The sequence below is a fragment of the Clostridium sp. TJA085 genome (assembly GCF_058310235.1).
Window position 1 is genome coordinate 212,385 of sequence record NZ_JBZEEZ010000002.1, and the last position, 20,722, is coordinate 233,106.

Here is a 20,722-nt window from a genome sequence, read left to right on the forward strand (position 1 = left end):
ATTCAAGAAATTTATATTTTAAAATCTATATATCTATTTTAAATTTATCATTTTTCTTATTAAAAAATATACTATTCAACACAAGGATAAAAATTCCATATAAAACAGTAGAATCAGATATATTTGCAATTCCATTATTAGTATTTACCATAACGAAAATAGCTACTATAGAAATTATATGTACCATATTCCTATTTAAAATTCCTTTAACTAAAGGTATTAAAATCATATATATGTATATAATTAATTCACCTAAATATCCAAAATCATATAATAACATTATAAATGGATATTCAAAGTTAAATATATTACTTCCTAAACTAATTGCCACCTTTCTTGATACTCCTAAACCTAATCCTAAAAATTTTGGCTTTAATACATAAGATGATGATTCTAAAATAGAAATTAATGAATTTCTACCAGTTGTAATATCTCCTGAATCTATAGCAACCTTAAATCTTGTTAATAATATTTCTCTAAAAAAACTTGTATTAAATAATAAGATAATAATACTTAATATTAAAATACTATTTAATATTTTTTTCTTTCCGCCAAGTCCATACATTAATATAATGTAAACTAGCCCTATTAAAATTGCAGTTTTACTTCCTGAAATAAGTAGTCCTAATAACCCAACAATTATAATAACTGCTTTATTAGTTACAAATTTATCTTTTATTCCATATGTAAAATTAATAATAAGATAAAAAAGAAAATATGTTGCATTGGTTAGTGGATGTCCAATAATTGAATAATATCTGTATACTTCCCAACTTCTTTCTTCATACATTAAATCTTTCAATGGATATCTATTAAATATTGATATAACATAATTCATTAACTTTCCATCCAAGAAAAAATCTATAGTTCCAAACAATAATAACACTATTATTATTTTATTATAAATCTTCAAAAATCTATTTATACTTTTTATCGTAATAAAATTATCAACACAAAAATATAATGGAATTATAAGAAAAAATATTATTCTAAATTTACTTATTAAATCAAAATTATTATTAAATGCTATTCCAATACTCCAAAAAAAGAATAATATTATAATCCATACTATTTTCAATCTTTTGTAAACAATTAATTTATAAAATAAAATAAAACTTAGTATTATATAAATAATATTATATTTTGAAAATATATTATGTCCAAAAATTGTTTCTCTTATAACATCATTAAAAAACATTATCGAAATAATTATCCAAAACATTATTTTTGATAAACTTTTACTAGATGCATCTATATCAGAATTAATTTTTTCCAAACAAATCTCCTCTTCCCAATAAATTATTATTACTATATCTAATCTACATACTTATATATTCCATTTTCTAATGGAATATTAAAAATTCCACTTATTCCCTTTATAATTTTTCCAGAAGGTGTTTTTATACTTTTTACTTTTTTAATTTTTATAGTAATAAATCTATATTCATATTTTTCCAACATTTTAAAATTTGTATCAAAACCATCTTCAACTATCTCAAATTTAATATTTTCTCTATAATATACATAAGAAGCAAGTTCACTGCATGTACAATTCCATATATTTTTATTTTTTAAATACTTAAATATATTAACTAAGCTTTTTTTATCATCATATATATTGGGAGTTTGCCTTCTACCATCATCTCTAGCTGGAGATATATGCTCTTGTATAGATATTATTAATTTATTTTCAATTAAACTATCTATAATTTTCAATTTTTTTCTTGATAAAATTTGTGGAAATAAAGTTTTTAATATTTTTTTTGGTAAATTCCCATTTCTTGAATATATACCTGTAAGCAATCCACCATTAACTGTTGTTGGAATATCTATAATATTGTTTTTTCCAAAAAATTTTATATCATTATTAGTAATAAAATTTGTATCTATTCCATGAAATTCTTTAATTAATCTATTTTCCTTTGATGCAGCCTGAGTATCTAAATTACAGAATCTACACCACCATAAAAATTTCAATTCATCTATACTACAATCTGAAAATTGATTACTCATATATCCACAGTACTTACCACCTAATGGTTTTTTTCCTAATGTATCTATATAAATATCAATTCCTTTTCTAGTTTTTAAATTGGCTTCTTCAACACTATTGAATAGTTCCCATTCCTGTATAAAATCTTCATTTATTTTTCCAACTCTTCCATGATCAGTTCCATGGTATGCTATTTCAAATTTTGTACTATCATTTATTTTTTTAAAAAATTCTTTACTTTTATTTGAATTATTAATTGGTCTTGATATTGATTTTATATAAGGATTTTCTATCATTCCAACTCTATTACCTACTGGAACAAAAAAAGTAACTTTTATATTCTTAAAATCCCTAAGAATATTATTTTCTAAATATCTAAATGAAGAATTTTCAGAAAATCCTGCATATCCCCAATCTTCTTCTATATCAATCTCTCCATTATTATTAGTATCAACCCATACATTTGCTAAATCATCTATCATAAATACAACTGGTGAGTTCGCATCATTATACCATTTACATATATTCATTACATTTTCCTGCCTTAGTTTATTTTAATATTTGTTTTAAACACCTTAATTTATATCTAATAGTAGGTCTTAAATCTCTATAATCTGAAAACATAGATTTATATTTATATCCAAACATTATTTTCAAAAATTTATTTAATGAAATTTTCTTTTGTTTATATAATTCTATTAATCCACTTTCATAATATATATATATATCTTTATTTGTTGCTTTTAATTTATTACTTTCATCAAATGGGTATACTTCACATGAATTATTAACATATTTTGTTATACTACACCATTGAACCGGCCTAGTATTTATTTCTAACAACTTATATTCTTTATTATCTTCATCATACAAAAATTCTAATTCTGCAAAACCATTATAGTCTATACTTTTCAATATATTATTGCTTATATAAACTATATCCTCATCATTTACTAAATGCCCTAATACTGTAGTTCCACCTTCTCCTAATAGATCTTTCTTTAGTACATTAACTTTCTTAAATTCATTATTGAAAAATCCATAGACACAAAGCGACTTTTTATAATTAACACACTCTTGTATTATCAAATCTCCATATAATTTTAAAATGTCATTTTTGAAAGATTGTAACTCCTCATAAGAATATATTTTATAATATTTATCACCAAATATATTTCTAAAAATTTTATTATACATTTTATTTGGCTTTAATATTATTGGAAATTTAAAATTTTGTTTAATATATACTAAATCAGCTTCTTTGTTTACAAAAATAGTTTTAGGTATCACTATATTCTTTTCTTTCATTAAATTATAGAATAATTTTTTATCTATATTAGATTTTATAATATCAGCATTTTTATATGGTAACTTAAAATATTTATTAAGAACACTAAAATTATTACATATTATACTATTAATATTATCGTCAGCTGCAATAATAATATATGCATCTTTTTTACCTATATTAATTAAATCATATATAAATTGTTTTTCATCATTATCATGCCATGTTATTTTCTTTATTTCCTTTATATATTTTGATTTTTCATTTAAACTAGTTATACTACTTTTTTTGTCTTTTACTAATAATATTTCTATTCCTTGTTGTCCCAAATTTCTAATTAAGCTAAGTGTAGTTGCAGACTGTGTATCAAAGGTCAACAATTTTAATTTTTCTTTCATTACTATCTCCTTAAATATTTTGAAAATATATTTATAACTATACTTTTCACAGCTATTATCTTTAATTTATCTACTAGGAAAATCCATAAAAATGCAATTATACACTCAAACAAAAATTCTAATATTGAACTTTTAATAAATAATGTTAAAGTAAAATATATTGCATACATTATTATAGTTATTAAATACATAAATATTGTTTTTTTACTTGTTTTAAACTCATAACTTGATAATTTATCAGATACTTTTTTATATAAAATATTCATAATATAATATGATATAACTGTTGATATAGTTGCACCATACATTCCAAAATAATGAACTAAAATGATATTAAGTATAATATTTAATACTCCTCCAATTATCATCACATAAGCATCGTAATATGTTTTATTTGATACATGCATTCCTAAACTATAAAATTGCGATTTACCGTATATAAAATATGATATTAATATTAATGGTATTATCTTATATGCATCTATAAAATCTGGAGTAGAAATTATTCCTATAAGAGTTTTACTAAATATTGATATTAAAAACACAATTCCTATTCCTAAAATATTATAACTTTCATATTTAGATGATAGTTTTTCACTTGCATCACTATCATGACAAACCGAAAATTTAAAAGGAGTGAATGTTTTTCTAAATGGATCTATAAAAATTGGATCTATAAGCATTCCTATCTTATATCCCAATGAATATATCCCCGTAGTTGATAAACCACAAAAATACTCTATAACATATCTATCTGCTAAATTTAATACTACACTTGATAATCCTGATGGAATCAATTGTATACTATAATTTGACATTTCTTGCAACATCTTTTTATTAATTGTAATTTCAAAAGATTTTCTTTGAGTTATAAATAAATATATCATTATAGGAATATTGCCAATGACATATCCCATATATATAGACATAACTCCGTTTTTTAAAATATTTATTAATATTATTATTAAAATTGTACTTAATATAACTTTCAAAGTTTCTATAATTACCACTTTTTTAGCATTATATGTCATTGAATACTCTATTAATAATATATATATTATTTGATCTGTAGCACACCTTACCAGCAATAAAAACATTAAAAAATTAGAATTACTTATATGTAACAGGCTTTCAGAATATACTGGAGAAAATATAGTTCCTAAAATTGTTATTATAACCGCTAAAACTATTGCAAAAGTTATTGTTGTGTTTTTTAATATTCTTTTTTCATCTTCACTTTTATATTCATTATAAAATCTAGTATATCCTGATCCTATTCCTATAGTTATAAATATAGTTGCAAAAGAATATATCATATCTATTAATGATAATTGTCCAAATCCAACAGTTCCTAATTTATGTGTATATAAAGGTATTAAGAAAAAATTAACACCTTTCATAATAAATTGTCCTATAACATAAATTATAGTTGCTTTTCTTATTAAATTTCCTTTTGAATTATTATTTGAATTCATTTTTACCTCTTTATTATTGACCTTTATTTTTATATAGATTTAATATAGTCTCACTTGCATCTTTTATTTTTATTTTTTTTACTTTTCTTAAATAATAGTGATAATTATCAATAATATTTTTAGTCTTCTCTAACATATCATCATAGTCATAGTTTTTAAATAAAATTGTTCCTTCTGCCCTTTTACATGCATCACTTGCTAAAACTGGAGTATTTAAACTAATAGATTCTGGTATAGAAACTCCATATCCATCTTCTTTTGTTGCTCTTATAGTTAAATCACTTTTTAAAATTAATGAAGAAAATTCTACTTTTTCTTCACTATATAATAAAATATCATCTTTTAATCCTAATTTTTTAATAATATCATTTAATCTTTTAAATTCTTTAATATCATCAATCTGAGGAATTAAGAATACTAAACCTATATTTTTATTAAAATATATCTTTTTTAATTTATAAACCATTATTATTATCTCTTCAATTGAATATAAATTATCTAAAGAAGATGCATTACTTGAAATAATAAAATCTTTTTTTAATATAAATTCTTCTATTTTATTTGGTAATTTTTCAAATTTTATTGGATTTATATAGGCATTTTCTTCAATAATACATGTGCTTATTCCATTCTTTTGTAGTAAATCTTTATCTCCTTTTTTTACGCAAATAATAACATCAAATGTATTTAAAGTATACTTTGCTATTTTACCCCAAAATCCGTCAAAAAGATCTGTGCAATCTCCATGCATAGTTATTATTTTTCTTATTTTTTTCCCAAAAAACAAATTTAAAATTCCAAAATAAATTTTATTTTTTCTTCCAGCTTGATTTATATGTATAATATCTATATTTTTCTTGTACTTTAAAACTTTAAATAATATCTCTCTATTCCTATATACTTTAATTCCATACTTTTCTTTTACATCAGTATTAGTCCATACTTCATTTTCTATATTCAATTTATCTAAAATTTCTTTTAATCTCTTTATATAAATTGATATTCCCCCTACTGGTGGCGGATATGGTCCAATTTGAATTATCATATTTATTCCCTCAACTTCTTATTTTTACTTAATATTTTGTATAAGATATCTAAATTTACCACTTCTAGTTCTTTCTAATTTATCTGTAAATATAATTTTTAGTTCAATATTTGAATAATATTTATTAAATACTGAATTTACTAACTCAACTTGCTTATTTGATATTTCTTCATTAGAAACTATTTTTAATATTAGTTTTCCTTTTTCATCTTGAACATATTGGTATGCTTTTATTTTATCTTTTATTTCCCATAATGGGACATCTTGATAAATATATGAAATTTTTTTATTATTTTTATCAACAAAAAATTCTTGTTTTCTTCCTTCAATTTTAGAAATACTTTTATAATTACTATTACATTCACATTTTTCTTCAATATATACTCCAATATCATTTGTTCTATATCTTAATAATGGCATAACATAATTATTAAATCCTGTACAAACAATTTCTCCCGCTTCACCATTTTTAGCATATTCATTGTTTTCATTAATTATTTCTACATAACCATATTGGGGAATAAAATGAAGGTTTCCACTTTTAAGACATTGCTTTGCTAATACTGAATGTTCAGTATGCCCATAAAAAGTATAAACCTTACAATTTAATACCTCTTCAATTAAGTCTTTTTGAAAACTATATAAATTTTCTGAAGCAGATATTACTGCTTTAATTTTAGTTTTTATTTTTAAATTATTTTTCTTTATTAATTTAACAAATTCATAAGCAAATGAAGGATATACTTGAAAAAAGTCTGGATTAAATCTATTTACTAGGTTCACATACTTTTCTATATTTTCATCACTCATATCATATCCTGATAGTATTAAATCTCTTCCTCTATATTCAAAAAATTCACCTTCTGGTTTATTTCCTCTTAATATCACACTTTTATTCACTTTAAAAGGGCTATATCCTATTTCCTTCCATATATATGTTGTATATGCCCACTCATTATCTTTGTCATAACCTTTATCCATATATAATTTTAGAGGAACTCCAGTAGTTCCACCTGTTACTACTGGAGAAATTTTATTTTTATCATATTTATTAGATATTAGTTTTTCTGCATTTTCTCTAATAATATCTTTTGTTAAATATGGAATCTTTTTTATATCTTCTATATTTTTTATATCCTCTGGAATAATATTTTCTTTTAAAAATAATTCTTTATAATATGGAACATTATCATAACAATATTTAATTAGTTTTTGTAATTTTTGTAATTGTAATTTTTCAACTTGATTTCTTGATAAAGTTTCATCAAATGAACATAGTTCATTATATCTTTTTCTATATATTCGTCCATATCTATAATAATCTGGAATACTTTTATATACATATTTTAAAGGTTGTAGTAATTTATTTATCAAGTTTTTTTTCATAATAACAATTCCTTTTTATATTTTTATTTTTATTTTAAATTTATTTAAACTAGTTTCAAAAATTATTTGTTTATTTTTATTTAAAACGCCATATGATTCTGACATCATAGATTTATTTACATAAAATTCTAAATCCGTTATTATATGAATATATGAATTTATAATTATCTCATTATCTATTATTTTCAATTCTACATTTGGTGATAAATTTAAAATAACTTTTTTAATTTCTTTATTTTCTCCTAATATTTCATCAATTACATTTATTTCATTTTTATTTAAATTTATTTCTCTTTTATGAATTAATCCATAAGCACTTTTGTATCCTTCATGGATTCCTATAAACTTATACTCATTAAAAAATACCTTTTTAGAATATGTTCTTTCTTTAAGCGCAAATAAAATTTCAAAATCTATTTCATTTTGTTCAGTATTATTTATCAAAACTGTATTATGCATGGATGTGCTTCTGAATTTATTTCTTAACTCATAATTTGAAGTATATACATAACTTCCTGGATCTATAAATATATCATTTCCATCTATATTCAATACAAAACTCAATTGATCATTATGACTATGTGCACCTTGACCTCTAAATGACAATTCTCCACATCTAATTATCATATTAATTCTTTCATTTCTTAACATGTAATATCCACCATATTTATAACAATTATTTCTTATGAATTGACAATTATTTTTAATTTCCTTTTTTCCATATACAAATTTAAATGAATCTATATTTTTTATATTTAGATTTACATCTTTACAACCAAAATACCCACATGCCAAGGCAATAAGATATTTTATTGAATACTTTTTACTTGAATAATATTTCTCTAAAATTATAAATCTTCCATCATCATTATCTCCTAATAATGGTATTGTATAATCTACTTTTGAAATATTAAATAAAAATTCTATCATCAATTTTAATCTATCATTAAAATCTTTTGAGAAATAATATCCATTTTTCTCAGCAAATATCGCACTAAATAAGAACATTTCTGTAACTAATTTATGATAAGAAGTGGAGCCTTCATAACTTGTTCCATCCTTATTGGTCTCATTTAATATTTCTACTTCTAATTCTTTACACCCAAATTCAAACCACTCTTTTGTTTTATTATCATATTGTCCAAAATATATTCCTAACCAAAATAACCCACATATATCAGCTAAATAATGATTTGATTTGACTCCATCAACTATTTCTAAATTTTCATATATAAAGCTTCCATGCTTATACAATAAATCATTAATTAAATATTTAAAATCTTTATTTAATAATTTACTATCTTCAAATAATTCTAGAGAGATAATTATATTTACTGACCTTATTGCAACTTCCATTGCACAAGTCCAATTTACCGACATCTTATATGGATTTTCTTTCATCCATGAATTTAATTGATTTATAAACTCAATTGTATATTTTTCATCATTTGATATAATATACGCTTGTCCTAAAATAACCAATTGATGCATTCTTGATAACTCCCATGGTAACTTAACATCAGCATTATAATCTTTATCTACAATTTTTATTTTTTTATAATAATTATTTTTCCACGAAAATTTATTAATATAATCTCTATTCCAAAGAATATTTTTTCCTATATTTAAATAATTCATTCCCAAAAAATTAAACTTATGATTAATTATTTTATCTGCTGCATTTAAAATATTCCCATCATTTTTGAACATTTCTTTTATTTCATAATTATTTCTTAATAATCTTTTTTTATTTGTATTATAATTCAAATATGTATATTTATCTTTTTTAAACTTATATATATAGCTTTCAATATAAATTTTTAATCTTTTTAAAATTATATTAATTAGTTGCTTTAATCCTTTTTTTCTAATAATTTTAAATACTTTTTTTATCATTTTAATCTCCTGGCTTATAATTTATATCTTCCAATCATAACCTGAAATTTGTTTTCCATTATAAAACAAAATATTATTTTGTATAATTGTATTAACTAAAGAATTAGCTGAAATTATACTATTTTCTCCTATTACAGTACCTTTTAGAATTGTTGAATTGCATCCAATCCATACTTTATTATGTATAATTACCTCTTTTTCCCTTTCTTTTATTACTCCATCTTTTATAATAAAATGATAATCAGTATCCAATATATTAACATTCCAAGAAATTGCACAATTTTCACCAATTCTTATCTTTTTCATACATACAATTTTTGAACATTCATTTATATAACTATTATTATTTATTTCCATCTCAGCATTTTCACCAATAACTACCTTACATCCTCTTCCTATAGAAACATTACCATTTACTATAAATAATCCTTTTTTTTCTATTTGTAATATCATTTTATTAGGAATGTTATACGAAATTCCTAATTTTAAAATTCCATTATTAATTTTTATTTTTGCATTTTTCGCTATAATTATATTACAACCTTTTCCAACAAATATTTTTCCTTTAAATTTAATAGAATACCAAATAGATTTAAAAATTGAAATTTTAAATATATTTTTTATTTTCATTAGAAACTACTCACATCTTTCATATTTAATTAAAAAACGTATCCTCATATTTATTTACAATAATATCCCATGTATAATTATTAATTATTCTTTTTTTTGCCATTAATGATATATTCTTTATTTCATCATCTGAAATATATTCTAGATTATTAAGTAATTTACATAAACTTCCCTCTTCTTTAGAATAATATACCGCTCCATTTTTTCCAACTTCCCTATTAAATCCTACATCTAATAATAAATTCAAGTCAGTGCTTGCTAAAGCTTCTAGTAATGATGGATTTGTACCACCTACTTCATGACCATGAATATATCCATAAGCATTTTCTCTTATTTTTTTTAACAATTCTTGATTATATACAGTCCCAACAAATTTTATTCTTTTATCTTTATCAAAATCAGTTTTTTCTTTTAAATCATCATAAAATTTATTTTTTTCAACATTTGTTATTAATACAAAGTTTTTATCTGTCTTCGATTTCATAAACTCTGTTATCATTACTTCATAGTTATTTTCTGGAACAAACCTTCCAACAACTAAATAATACTCTTTAGTATTAAGTTGATTTTTTTTATACCATTTTAATAAAACCTCATCTTCATCAGTTAATTTAGATTTATTCATATCTGCACCATACGCTATAAAAGTTGTATTTGGATTATACTTTTTATAATCTTCCTTTATATATTTTTCTATGTTTCTAGAATCACATATTAATAAGTCAGCGTTTTTCACCATTAATTTTTCAGAAAGTTTCCAATATCTTTTTATAAAATAATTCCACTTTGCTCTTTTCCACTCATGGCCATCAGGATTAACATAAATTTTAACACCTAATTTTTTAGCCTTATTTTTATAATATCCTAAAAAAGGTCCTATTCTACACGCTAAAATATATATAATCGAATTTTTTATATTATTTTCTTCAATATATTCAAGGCTTTTTTTTAATGCTTTTATATCATAATATACAGCCTTAGCTGGTCCAATATTAGGGACTTTTACATTAAAACATCTAGCATTATTATGTTCAAATTCGTTAAAATTATCACTCAAACATGAAACATGATATTTTATTTGGTTATTTTTTTTATTCTCTGTAAGTTTTTCTACAAAAGTTTCAAAACCTCCATATTTTGCAGGTATTCCTTTTGATCCAATAATAAAAATTTCTTTCATAATTCATTCATCCTATAGCTTATATATTTTTTTAGCAAAATTAATGATATTTTTAGTATCTAATACTATTTTATTATCTAATAATTCTTTATTATCTTTTATATGATCATGTGCTACAAGTATAACAACTAACTCGACATCATTTAAAAATCTTTCAAAGCTATTATATTGATTTTCTAACTTCTTTTCTTCTATCCATGGATCATATACCTTAATTCCCTTTACAAAATATCTTTCTAATTTTTCTAATAATTGAAGAGTTGGACTTTCTCTCATGTCATCAACATTTTCTTTATATGTAAGTCCATATAAGCCAACTTTTGAAATATCAGTTATTCCATTTTCATTCATAACATCTCTTATTCTATCTATAACAAAATCTGGTTGTGAATCATTAACCTCTCTTGCTGCTTTTATTATGTTAACTAAATCTGGATAATCTCCAACTAAGAACCATGGATCAACAGATATACAATGTCCACCAACACCTGGGCCTGGAGTTAATATATTCACTCTTGGATGCTTATTAGCTATTTTTATAAGTTCATAAACGTCCATATTTTCTCTTCTACATATTCTTGAAAGCTCATTTGCAAATGCTATATTTATATCTCTAAATGTATTTTCTACAACTTTTGAAAGCTCAGCAGTTTTTATATCTGTAACTACTATATCTCCCTTACAAAAAGATTTGTACCATTCTCTTACCATTTGTCCAATTTCTACATTATCAGCACCTATAGTTCTTGAATTATATTCTAATTCATATACCATATTACCTGGTATTATTCTTTCTGGTGCATGCACTAAATGTATATCTTCACCTATTTTAAAACCTCTTTCTTCAACTATCGGTCTAACAAATTTATCCATAGTGCCTGGTGATACTGTCGATTCTATTATAAGAATAGTTCCTTTTTCACATACATCTAAAACCGAATTTACAGCTGCAATAACATATTTTGAATCTAATTTCTTGGTCTCCTTTATATATGGTGTTGGAACTGTTATTATATACCTGTCTGTTCTTAAGTACTCATTAGAAAATGTAATTCCTTTATTAAGTGCTTTTTTATACAATTCATCTAATCCATCTTCCTTAAATGTTGTCTTTCCATGATTTAAAGTATCTACTATATCTTTATTATAATCTGTACCAACAACTTCTACACCTGCAGATGCAAAAGAAAGTGCAGTTGGTAATCCAATGTAACCTAATCCTATAATATTTAATTTTTTCATATTATCCATCCCCTATCTAGCATTCTCATCTCCAAATAAAACAAAAACTGTTGTAAATATAAGTTTTAAATCAGTAAGTGTATTACGTTCCCTTACATATTTAATATCAAGTTTCATCCAATCTTCAAAATCAATATTATTTCTTCCTGATACTTGCCAGTAACAAGTAAGACCTGGTTTTACATTAAGTCTTTCCATCATCCATGGTTCAAACTCTTTTACTTCTTTAGGAAGGCTTGGCCTTGGACCTACAAGACTCATATCTCCTTTAAGTACATTTATAAGCTGTGGTAATTCATCAATACTTGTCTTTCTTATAAATTTCCCTACTCTTGTAACCCTTGGATCTTCCTTCATCTTAAACATTGGTCCTGACATTTCATTTTGTTCCTTAAGTTTTTCTTTAAGTTCTTCTGCATTTTGAACCATTGATCTAAACTTATGCATCTTAAAAGAAACTCCATTTTTCCCAATTCTATCTTGAGAGAATATAACTGGCCCTTCTGATTCTTTTTTTATAAGAATAGCAACAACTAAAAACAAAGGACTTAAAGCTATAACCCCAAGTGATGAACCAATAATATCAATTAATCTTTTTGTAAAGTTATATAAAGTAGATTCTTTTTCTTGAGCCTGACTATCCACTTCTATTCTCTCCAAAGCACTTCCCCCTTATAATTTTATTTTATATAAAGAAAAATTTCTTTCTCTTTAATTTACTTCCTTCATAAATTATATCTTCATTATTAAGTAACTTAACTTCATTTTCTAAAAATACACTTCTTAATAAAATATTTTTCTTAAATACCTCTTGAGACTCTTCAAATATTCCAGTATTTCTACCTTTATTATTATGAGCATCACTTCCAATAAAAGCATATACTCCAGATTTTATAAGCTTTTCTGCTGTTTTTTTGACATCTTTTCCAAAGTCTCCTCTTATACTTCCTGCATTAAGCTGAAAAAGGCATCCTTCATCAATAAATTGATTTAATACTTCAACATTACTTATAACTTCAGAATATCTTTCAGGGTGAGCAATAATTGGAGTAACTCCTCTTAATTTAAGTTCATACATATAATCAGTAGCTTCTTTTGGAATTTTTCTCATTGGAAACTCAATTAACATATATTTTCCACCATTAATTGTTCCAATTATTCCTTCTTCAAAATCATCAATTATTCTTTCTGAAAAATATACTTCTTGTCCAACATAAACCTTTATATCAATTCCTTCTAATTCCAAAAGCTTATTAATTTTTGAAACTAACTCTTTTACTTCATTATAAGTAACTTCAAAACATCCTCTCCTAAAATGTGGAGTAGCTACAATATTTTTAAGCCCTTCTCTTTCTGCTCTTTTTATCATATCAAGAGACATTTCTATACTTTTTGATCCATCATCAATTCCAGGTAATATATGTGAATGTATATCTATCATATATTGTCCTCCTAGTCAGCGTAGTAATAATAATATTTTCCTGAGCTTCTTTCTCCACCATTTAACACAACTCCCAAAATATTAGCATTAACTTTTTCAAGTGATGCCTTTGCTGATGCAACTGAATCTTTTTTAGTTATTTCTGCTCTTACTACAAGCACAACTCCATCAACTTTTGTTGAAAGTATTTGAGCATCAGTAACTGCATGTACTGGTGGAGTATCAAGTATTATTAAATCATAATGTTTTTGCAGCTCATTAAGTAAATTTTCCATTGCTTTTGAACCTAAAAGCTCTGAAGGGTTTGGTGGAATTTTACCTGATGGTAATACATCAAGATATTCCGTGTGATGAATTACTGCTTTACTAAACTTTGAACTATCAATTACAACATCTGAAAGACCAATATTATTTGATATTCTAAACTTCTTATGAATACTTGGCTTTCTAAGGTCACAATCTATAAGTAATACCTTCTTTTCATCTTGTGAAAAGGCAAGTGCTAAGTTTCCAGCTGTTGTTGATTTTCCTTCTCCTGGTTCTGAACTTGTAACTAATATTTTTTCAATTTCTTTATCAAAAGATGAATATTGAATATTAGTTCTTAAAGTTCTATAACTTTCTGCTGGTATTGATTTTGGCTGTTTTTCAACTATTAACATATTTCCACCTACCTTCTACCTTTCTTTCTCTTTACATCTCTATTATTAGTTTCATCATCAAGCTCTGGTATAACACCAATAACAGGTAAATCTAAGTCATCTTCTAATTCTTCTTTTGACTTATATGTATTATCCATAAATTCTAAAAGTAATGCTAATCCAACGCTTACCATAAGACCAAGTACAAAAGCTATAAGTATATTAAGTTTTTTATTTGGACTTACTGGCTTTTCTGGAACTTTTACTTTTTCTATAACTTTAACATTTCCATTTGGAATAAGTTGCTTTGATTCTTTTATGAATTCATCTGTAATTCCTTTTACTACACGTGCAACTTCATCTTTATCTGTTCCAGTATAAGATATTTCAAGTATTTGAGTATCAGCTCTTGGAGTAACTTTTAAACTTGCCTCTACATCATTTATATCTTTAACATCATGACTTGCATTTGCTTTCTTTAAGCCTTTTTCTATTAAATCATCAGTTTTTATAACTTCAGCATAAGTTTGAAGTAATTTTTGATACATCATTACATCATTGCTATTATATTGTTCTGTTTTACTTTCTTGTTTACCAATAAAAAGCTTTGTTGTAACTTCATATTTTGGTTTTATCACGAAAAAGCTTATAATTCCAGTGATAATTGTAAATGCTAATGTTATACCAATTATCATTTTGCATCTCTTTTTAAGAGCTTCAAAGATTTCACTAATATTAATATTTTCTTCTTTCATTTAAGTTCCCCCGTATTTTTTACATTTCCTTTGAAATTATAACATAAATATGAATTTATTCTTCCTTTTTCCATCAATATTTATCCTTTTTTAACATATTATATATTATAAATTCACATTTTTTTAATACTATTTTGTATTACTTTGTTATTCTACTATATCTTTCTTTAAATGTTAAGAAACTTGTAATTTTTTTAATATATTTTTTCTCCTTTTTTTTACTTTTAAAGGATTATTTTTTTCTTTTTATTAAACTTAATATGTATAATTAACATAAAAATTTGCTTATTTAAACTTAAATTAATAAATTCATATATATTTTATATAATTCATCAAATATTGTTAAATTTTAACTGTATAAAAAAGTCGAAAAGTTTTTACTTAGAAATTTTATTCTATTTAAGTTATAAATACCTTAAATAGATAAGGTTGGATATTACTTTACATCCAACCTTATTTTAAATTAAATTATTTTATTAATTTTCCACAAACTACAATTCTAGTACTTTTAGTTTCATAACTACAAGTGCTTAAAGTTATAATTTTATCATCATTTTTTATATTTAAATTTCTATTATATAAACTTTTTTCTTTAATTTTTTTTATATAATTAAGAAAATCTTCATTTGATGAAAAATTTATTCTTAATTCATCAATATTTGCATCAATTAAATAGCTTGCAAATATCTCATATTTATATTCCTTATTATTGACATTTAGTATTATATATTTATTCTTCTCAAAAAATTGTTTTTCTTTAAAATTAATAAGTGGCTGAAACATAGTTTTATTTTTCATATTATGTCCATAAACAATTATATTTTTATCTTCTTTTATATCATTTTTATAATCAATAAAAATACTTCCAGAACTATTTATATTATTGTTAAAATCATGATTTAAATAATACTCATTATCCACTCCTTGAACTACTGGATAGTTTATACTTGTACCTTCAACTTGGAGCCACATCTTATAATCCTTATTTATAGCTTTTAGTTTACTATCCAATATTTGATCTTTATTATTTAATTCATTTTTTATATTTAATAATTCTTTATAGGTGTTCTTTGCTTTTTTATAACTATTTACTTTATCTATTAAAATAAAACTGCATATAATTATTATAATTATCAATATTACACTTATTAATAATTTAAATTTATTTACTAACTTTAAGTACATTCTTCTTTCCATCTTTATCATAGAAGTAATTATCATTTACATATTTATTTGTTATTTTTATTTTTATATCTGTTGTACTGTTGTTTATTGTAACTTTAGGATTATTAGTTACATTTTCATTATTTACAATTATACTTTGAATTTCATAGTTCATTGGAACTATTTCCTTAATATTAAATTCTCCAATATTTAAGAAATCCTGTTTTGCTAAATTTTCATCTGAAACTTTAGCATCTTTATGCTTTAATGTAAAGTTTATTTTTTTACTTTCTCCATCCTTTAAATTAAATGCGTAACTATTACTATTTCCCTTTAATAATATATTAAAGTTATCATCTTTAGGAGCTTTTAAGCCATCTTTATTTATTACTTCTTTTTCTATAGTTATTGAACCTTGTTTATAAGGAATATTAACTTCTGGAACTTGGAATGTTATTTCTTTATTTTGATTGTTTTTATCTTTATAATTCATTGTTGCCTTTACGTTTGTTTTTATTTTTTCATCCCCTATTCCATAATACTCATCTTTAAGTTTTATTCTAAACTTTATTATTCTTCCTTCTGTTCCAACATTACCAAGATTAAATGATATTTTATTACCATTAATAGTTGGTTGTATATTTAATATTTCATCTTCTTTTCCTTCTACCCCTGGTTTTATTACTTGTATATTTGAATTTGGTATTATATCAAATTCTTTTGTTACTTCATCTGTTATAATAGTGTTTGTAGACATTGACATATCTGTAATTATATTATTTGCTATTTCCTTATATATACTACCTAAATCACTATTTCCATTTTCAATGAAATGAGTACCAGCATTTTGAGTTGCATTTAAAATTTCTCTAGCTAATTCTCTTACTTTTTCTGTTGAAACCCACAAATTTCCTTTTATATTATCTAATAATCCAATAGAATATACTTTTGCACCTTTATCTTTTATCGCTTCATTATATGCTTTTATAGTATCTGGTTTTATTTCTTTTCTTATTTTATTTAAATCTGTAGCTTCAACTGACTTAATTTCATTTTTAACTGTTGGTATACCATCTGTAAAAAATACAACATATTTTTTACTTCCTTTTCTCGCTTTCTTTAATTGATTTCCAACAGCTTGCCATGCTGCTTGAGCATTTGTACCGCCACCTGCTGTTGTAGCTTGTATTTTTGACTTTATAGTTTCTGCATCTTGACTAAATTCTTGAATTACTTTAGCATCTGAACTTTTTCCTTCTGTACGGAAATCGCTTGGACCTGCAAATTCAATTACTGATACCCTTGTATCTTTTATTTTTAAAACTTCATCTACAAATTTATTCATAGATGTTTTTAATGTTCTCATATCATTTTTCATACTACCTGATGTATCCATTACCATAATTATATCTGATGGAATTATTTCAGTAGTTGGAGTACCCTTTATCTTAAATGTAATCTCATATACCCCTTCTTCACCTGTTGGAGCTGCTGTTTTAAGGTACTTTATTCCATTTACTTCATCAAAACTTTCAGAAGTTTTTATATTATTATTTGCATAAACATCAAACTCTGAAACTAATGATGTTATAAAAGCTGTAATACACATTAAAACACCTAAGATAAAGGCATATCTTTTTAATACTAATTTATTTTTTCTTCTTCTTTTCATTCTCATAAATCACCTTTACCTCCCTTTGCATAATCCATTTAACATATTTTCTATATCAGAGTTTAAATTTTTCCATATGGCTTTATAGCCTTCTTCAGTTGCTTGTATAGCCTCTGAATCTACATCAATTATTACAGTTTTCCCTTTATATCTTTCTTTTAAATTTTGAGGGATATTTAGTTGAACAGAATTTAAAATCTCATCTGTTGTCTCCCCTTTAGGTACAATTTCATTATAATAGTAATAACCATCATTTCCATTCATCCACTTATTACTATCTGAAAAATTTAACTTAATAAAACTAATATCTCCTGCCCATGGATTTTCGTTCTCATCAACCCATCTTGGATTTATAGATATTCTAATTAAAGCATCTGCTGTACTTTCATTTTTAACTTTAACTATTTTTTCATACTTATCTCCATTCCAATTCTCTGCTGGAGTAAAAGACTCCTCTGTATTTATATCAATAGTTGCTAAATTAAAATTATTGGTTACTTGAGCACTATCTGTAAACCATCCAATAACTTCTTTACCCATAGCATAAACCTTTGTACTTAATTCAGTAGAGCAAAATATTGAAAAGGCAAGTGCTGCACATATGATTATTTTAGTTTTTTTCATTTTGCTTACCTCCCTTTCTATTTATAACTACAAGTAATATAGCTCCAATAACAATTATTAATAAATAATTTAATATACCATTATCACCTGTTTTTGGTGGTCTAGTTGATATATTATCATTTGTATCATTAGGTAAGTTTGGCTTTACTATATTATCATTTGTATTTCCAGTTCTTACTGCCGTAAAAATCCATCTTACAGAACCTTCTTTTCCCTTATATTCATTTCCTGTTTCAGCTCCATCAAGAATTACTTCAGCGGTAATTTCTTTTTTTTCACCTGGATTTATAACTCCAAGTGATATATTCTCTTCTATACTTGGAGCGCCTGTTGCATCTCCATCATGTAACACTTTATTATCATGTATTATATTCATATTTAATTTTTCTAATAAATCAAATTCTTCTTTTTCATTAATTCTTTCTGCTCTTAAAAATATTTCATATTCTTCTGAATGTTTGTTATTCATTATCAAGCTTCTTTTTATTTTATCTCCTGGAATCATATTGTTAAATTGTAAAAAAGGCTCATCTCCTGGAATATACACTATACCTTCAGAATTTCCTTCTAATTCAACATTAGGGGGTGCAAGTTCATCTGCAACCCCCGTTATTCCAATCATTAAAAGAAGTGATAAAGACATACCAATAGTCTTTAAAACCTTGCTCATTTTTTCACTCCTTTAAATATTATTTATAAAATTGTATATATTGCTATTCTAAAGTTCCACCTAATGCTTTTATCGCCTCTGGTGCTTCCTTCCAAGCGTCACTTACAGCTCCATTTGATGCTTGAATACTTTCTGCATTAACTATAACGTCATATTTTTTATTTTTATAAGTACTGTCTATATTTTTGCTTAATTTAACATAATCTAAAAGATCAACAGTTTCTCCTTTAGGTTGTACAACTCCATTAAAGTAATAATAACCATCAGTTCCTTCAATCCATTTACCTTCTTCTCCAGTTGTAGTTAAATTTTGAAATCCTAATTCTATATTTTTAATGTCTAGACCCTCACCAGTTACCCATTTTTTTTCAAATTTCACTCTAATAAGTTGTGGGTATGAAGCTTTATTTTCTACCTTAACATCTTTATTAACCTTTGTTTCAGGTAAAGCTTTTTGAGCTAATGTTGAATCAAAGTTTTCATGTATTTTAATTCCATTATCCTCATTTATTCCATTTCCTTGTGTTGCAAAATTATTAGTTACTGTATCAGTATCAGTAAACCAAGCAAGTGATCCTCCAACAACTCCAACCATTAATCCTACTGCTAAACATAGTCCTATAATTTTCTTTTTTCCCATAAAATAATCCTCCCAAAATTCAAATATTTATATATAAAATTTATTTATATATTCCCTTTAATCTTAACTTTATTATCGAATATGCTACTTAATACTAATGAACATATTACTAAAGCCATAATTATAAACTTAAATTTTATAATAAAGTTAATAATTGATCCTAAATATGGCATTGAACAAATTACTTTCCCAACAACAAGATCTTGTCCAATTAACATAGGATCTAAAACATCGTTTGCATCTCCCTTAGTTTGAAATTTAATTCTTCCACTTTTATCATTAATAACCTCAACCACTCTGTGTGTAGTAACGTTGTTTGTATTATTCCCCTTAAAAGTTATTACATCATTTTCTTTTATTTTATTTACATCTACCTTTTTAGTTATAATTAAACTCCCTGGATTTATATTAGGACTCATACTACCAGTTAATATATTAAAAGATTTATATTCACCTATTCCCTTATTACCCATTATTGAAAATAAAGCTATTAACAAAAAAATAAATACTAAAAAATAAAAAATAATATTTTTTAAATACTTCCAAAAAAAATTTTTATTTTTTGTTCCTTCCATATTTAAG

20 protein-coding genes are annotated in these 20,722 nt (G+C 23.9%); all 20 read right to left on the minus strand.

All coding sequences use genetic code 11. The features are described from left to right. Positions 1-25 precede the first annotated feature (25 nt). The 20 genes from AC4FQW_RS08265 to AC4FQW_RS08360 all read right to left on the minus strand — a co-directional run bounded on the left by AC4FQW_RS08265 (position 26) and on the right by AC4FQW_RS08360 (position 20,715). Entirely contained in the window at positions 26-1,276 is a 1,251-nt protein-coding gene (locus tag AC4FQW_RS08265) for a hypothetical protein (RefSeq protein ID WP_491148433.1), read from the minus strand. A gap of 38 nt (positions 1,277-1,314) precedes the next feature. Continuing rightward, positions 1,315-2,523 (minus strand): polysaccharide deacetylase family protein, encoded by a 1,209-nt coding sequence (locus tag AC4FQW_RS08270; protein WP_491148435.1) that lies wholly within the window; start codon positions 2,521-2,523, stop codon positions 1,315-1,317. A gap of 19 nt (positions 2,524-2,542) precedes the next feature. After that, positions 2,543-3,679 (minus strand): hypothetical protein, encoded by a 1,137-nt coding sequence (locus AC4FQW_RS08275; protein WP_491148437.1) that lies wholly within the window; start codon positions 3,677-3,679, stop codon positions 2,543-2,545. Positions 3,680-3,681: 2 nt separating this feature from the next. Further along, positions 3,682-5,154, minus strand: coding sequence for a lipopolysaccharide biosynthesis protein (locus tag AC4FQW_RS08280; RefSeq protein ID WP_491148439.1), 1,473 nt, complete (start codon positions 5,152-5,154; stop codon positions 3,682-3,684). A gap of 13 nt (positions 5,155-5,167) precedes the next feature. Then, on the minus strand, positions 5,168-6,199 hold the full coding sequence (locus tag AC4FQW_RS08285; protein WP_491148441.1) for a glycosyltransferase: 1,032 nt from the start codon (positions 6,197-6,199) through the stop codon (positions 5,168-5,170). Positions 6,200-6,223: 24 nt separating this feature from the next. After that, on the minus strand, positions 6,224-7,585 hold the full coding sequence (locus AC4FQW_RS08290; RefSeq protein WP_491148443.1) for a phenylacetate--CoA ligase family protein: 1,362 nt from the start codon (positions 7,583-7,585) through the stop codon (positions 6,224-6,226). 15 nt (positions 7,586-7,600) lie between these two features. After that, the gene (locus AC4FQW_RS08295; RefSeq protein ID WP_491148445.1) at positions 7,601-9,481 is read right to left on the minus strand and encodes an alginate lyase family protein; all 1,881 of its coding nucleotides are present in this window, start codon (positions 9,479-9,481) and stop codon (positions 7,601-7,603) included. Positions 9,482-9,502: 21 nt separating this feature from the next. Next, complete coding sequence (locus AC4FQW_RS08300; RefSeq protein ID WP_491148447.1) at positions 9,503-10,111, minus strand: acyltransferase; 609 nt, start codon at positions 10,109-10,111, stop codon at positions 9,503-9,505. A 25-nt stretch (positions 10,112-10,136) separates the two neighbouring features. Continuing rightward, entirely contained in the window at positions 10,137-11,291 is a 1,155-nt protein-coding gene (cps2T, locus tag AC4FQW_RS08305) for a beta 1-4 rhamnosyltransferase Cps2T (protein ID WP_491148449.1), read from the minus strand. A 12-nt stretch (positions 11,292-11,303) separates the two neighbouring features. After that, on the minus strand, positions 11,304-12,533 hold the full coding sequence (locus tag AC4FQW_RS08310) for a nucleotide sugar dehydrogenase (RefSeq protein ID WP_491148451.1): 1,230 nt from the start codon (positions 12,531-12,533) through the stop codon (positions 11,304-11,306). A 12-nt stretch (positions 12,534-12,545) separates the two neighbouring features. Next, positions 12,546-13,193 (minus strand): sugar transferase, encoded by a 648-nt coding sequence (locus AC4FQW_RS08315; RefSeq protein WP_491148453.1) that lies wholly within the window; start codon positions 13,191-13,193, stop codon positions 12,546-12,548. A gap of 25 nt (positions 13,194-13,218) precedes the next feature. Then, complete coding sequence (locus AC4FQW_RS08320) at positions 13,219-13,974, minus strand: tyrosine-protein phosphatase (RefSeq protein WP_491148455.1); 756 nt, start codon at positions 13,972-13,974, stop codon at positions 13,219-13,221. A gap of 11 nt (positions 13,975-13,985) precedes the next feature. Continuing rightward, on the minus strand, positions 13,986-14,636 hold the full coding sequence (locus AC4FQW_RS08325) for a CpsD/CapB family tyrosine-protein kinase (protein ID WP_491148457.1): 651 nt from the start codon (positions 14,634-14,636) through the stop codon (positions 13,986-13,988). 8 nt (positions 14,637-14,644) lie between these two features. Then, complete coding sequence (locus AC4FQW_RS08330; RefSeq protein ID WP_491148459.1) at positions 14,645-15,370, minus strand: YveK family protein; 726 nt, start codon at positions 15,368-15,370, stop codon at positions 14,645-14,647. A 468-nt stretch (positions 15,371-15,838) separates the two neighbouring features. Further along, the gene (gene srtB, locus AC4FQW_RS08335; RefSeq protein ID WP_491148461.1) at positions 15,839-16,555 is read right to left on the minus strand and encodes a class B sortase; all 717 of its coding nucleotides are present in this window, start codon (positions 16,553-16,555) and stop codon (positions 15,839-15,841) included. Next, positions 16,533-18,212, minus strand: a complete 1,680-nt coding sequence (locus AC4FQW_RS08340; RefSeq protein WP_491148463.1) for a vWA domain-containing protein — start codon at positions 18,210-18,212, stop codon at positions 16,533-16,535. The genes srtB and AC4FQW_RS08340 overlap by 23 nt, the downstream gene beginning before the upstream one ends. A gap of 9 nt (positions 18,213-18,221) precedes the next feature. Continuing rightward, entirely contained in the window at positions 18,222-18,830 is a 609-nt protein-coding gene (locus AC4FQW_RS08345) for a hypothetical protein (RefSeq protein ID WP_491148465.1), read from the minus strand. Then, positions 18,817-19,500: an LPXTG cell wall anchor domain-containing protein gene (locus AC4FQW_RS08350; protein ID WP_491148467.1), complete on the minus strand. Its 684-nt coding sequence runs from the start codon at positions 19,498-19,500 to the stop codon at positions 18,817-18,819. The genes AC4FQW_RS08345 and AC4FQW_RS08350 overlap by 14 nt, the downstream gene beginning before the upstream one ends. 43 nt (positions 19,501-19,543) lie before the next feature. Beyond that, a complete protein-coding gene (locus tag AC4FQW_RS08355; protein ID WP_491148469.1) occupies positions 19,544-20,140 on the minus strand; it encodes a SipW-dependent-type signal peptide-containing protein in 597 nt (198 codons plus the stop codon). 44 nt (positions 20,141-20,184) lie between these two features. Continuing rightward, the gene (locus AC4FQW_RS08360) at positions 20,185-20,715 is read right to left on the minus strand and encodes a signal peptidase I (RefSeq protein WP_491148471.1); all 531 of its coding nucleotides are present in this window, start codon (positions 20,713-20,715) and stop codon (positions 20,185-20,187) included. Between the last annotated feature and the right edge of the window lie 7 nt (positions 20,716-20,722).

Excerpts from the sequence above, each read along its gene's own strand:
- cps2T (WP_491148449.1), bottom strand. The coding sequence starts at position 11,291 with ATGAAAGAAATTTTTATTATTGGATCAAAAGGAATACCTGCAAAATAT.
- AC4FQW_RS08350 (WP_491148467.1), bottom strand. The coding sequence starts at position 19,500 with ATGAGCAAGGTTTTAAAGACTATTGGTATGTCTTTATCACTTCTTTTA.
- AC4FQW_RS08275 (WP_491148437.1), bottom strand. The coding sequence starts at position 3,679 with ATGAAAGAAAAATTAAAATTGTTGACCTTTGATACACAGTCTGCAACT.
- AC4FQW_RS08270 (WP_491148435.1), bottom strand. The coding sequence starts at position 2,523 with ATGAATATATGTAAATGGTATAATGATGCGAACTCACCAGTTGTATTT.
- AC4FQW_RS08320 (WP_491148455.1), bottom strand. The coding sequence starts at position 13,974 with ATGATAGATATACATTCACATATATTACCTGGAATTGATGATGGATCA.
- AC4FQW_RS08330 (WP_491148459.1), bottom strand. The coding sequence starts at position 15,370 with ATGAAAGAAGAAAATATTAATATTAGTGAAATCTTTGAAGCTCTTAAA.
- AC4FQW_RS08355 (WP_491148469.1), bottom strand. The coding sequence starts at position 20,140 with ATGGGAAAAAAGAAAATTATAGGACTATGTTTAGCAGTAGGATTAATG.
- AC4FQW_RS08360 (WP_491148471.1), bottom strand. The coding sequence starts at position 20,715 with ATGGAAGGAACAAAAAATAAAAATTTTTTTTGGAAGTATTTAAAAAAT.
- AC4FQW_RS08280 (WP_491148439.1), bottom strand. The coding sequence starts at position 5,154 with ATGAATTCAAATAATAATTCAAAAGGAAATTTAATAAGAAAAGCAACT.
- AC4FQW_RS08300 (WP_491148447.1), bottom strand. The coding sequence starts at position 10,111 with ATGAAAATAAAAAATATATTTAAAATTTCAATTTTTAAATCTATTTGG.
- AC4FQW_RS08285 (WP_491148441.1), bottom strand. The coding sequence starts at position 6,199 with ATGATAATTCAAATTGGACCATATCCGCCACCAGTAGGGGGAATATCA.
- AC4FQW_RS08290 (WP_491148443.1), bottom strand. The coding sequence starts at position 7,585 with ATGAAAAAAAACTTGATAAATAAATTACTACAACCTTTAAAATATGTA.
- AC4FQW_RS08325 (WP_491148457.1), bottom strand. The coding sequence starts at position 14,636 with ATGTTAATAGTTGAAAAACAGCCAAAATCAATACCAGCAGAAAGTTAT.
- srtB (WP_491148461.1), bottom strand. The coding sequence starts at position 16,555 with ATGTACTTAAAGTTAGTAAATAAATTTAAATTATTAATAAGTGTAATA.
- AC4FQW_RS08310 (WP_491148451.1), bottom strand. The coding sequence starts at position 12,533 with ATGAAAAAATTAAATATTATAGGATTAGGTTACATTGGATTACCAACT.
- AC4FQW_RS08340 (WP_491148463.1), bottom strand. The coding sequence starts at position 18,212 with ATGAGAATGAAAAGAAGAAGAAAAAATAAATTAGTATTAAAAAGATAT.
- AC4FQW_RS08295 (WP_491148445.1), bottom strand. The coding sequence starts at position 9,481 with ATGATAAAAAAAGTATTTAAAATTATTAGAAAAAAAGGATTAAAGCAA.
- AC4FQW_RS08345 (WP_491148465.1), bottom strand. The coding sequence starts at position 18,830 with ATGAAAAAAACTAAAATAATCATATGTGCAGCACTTGCCTTTTCAATA.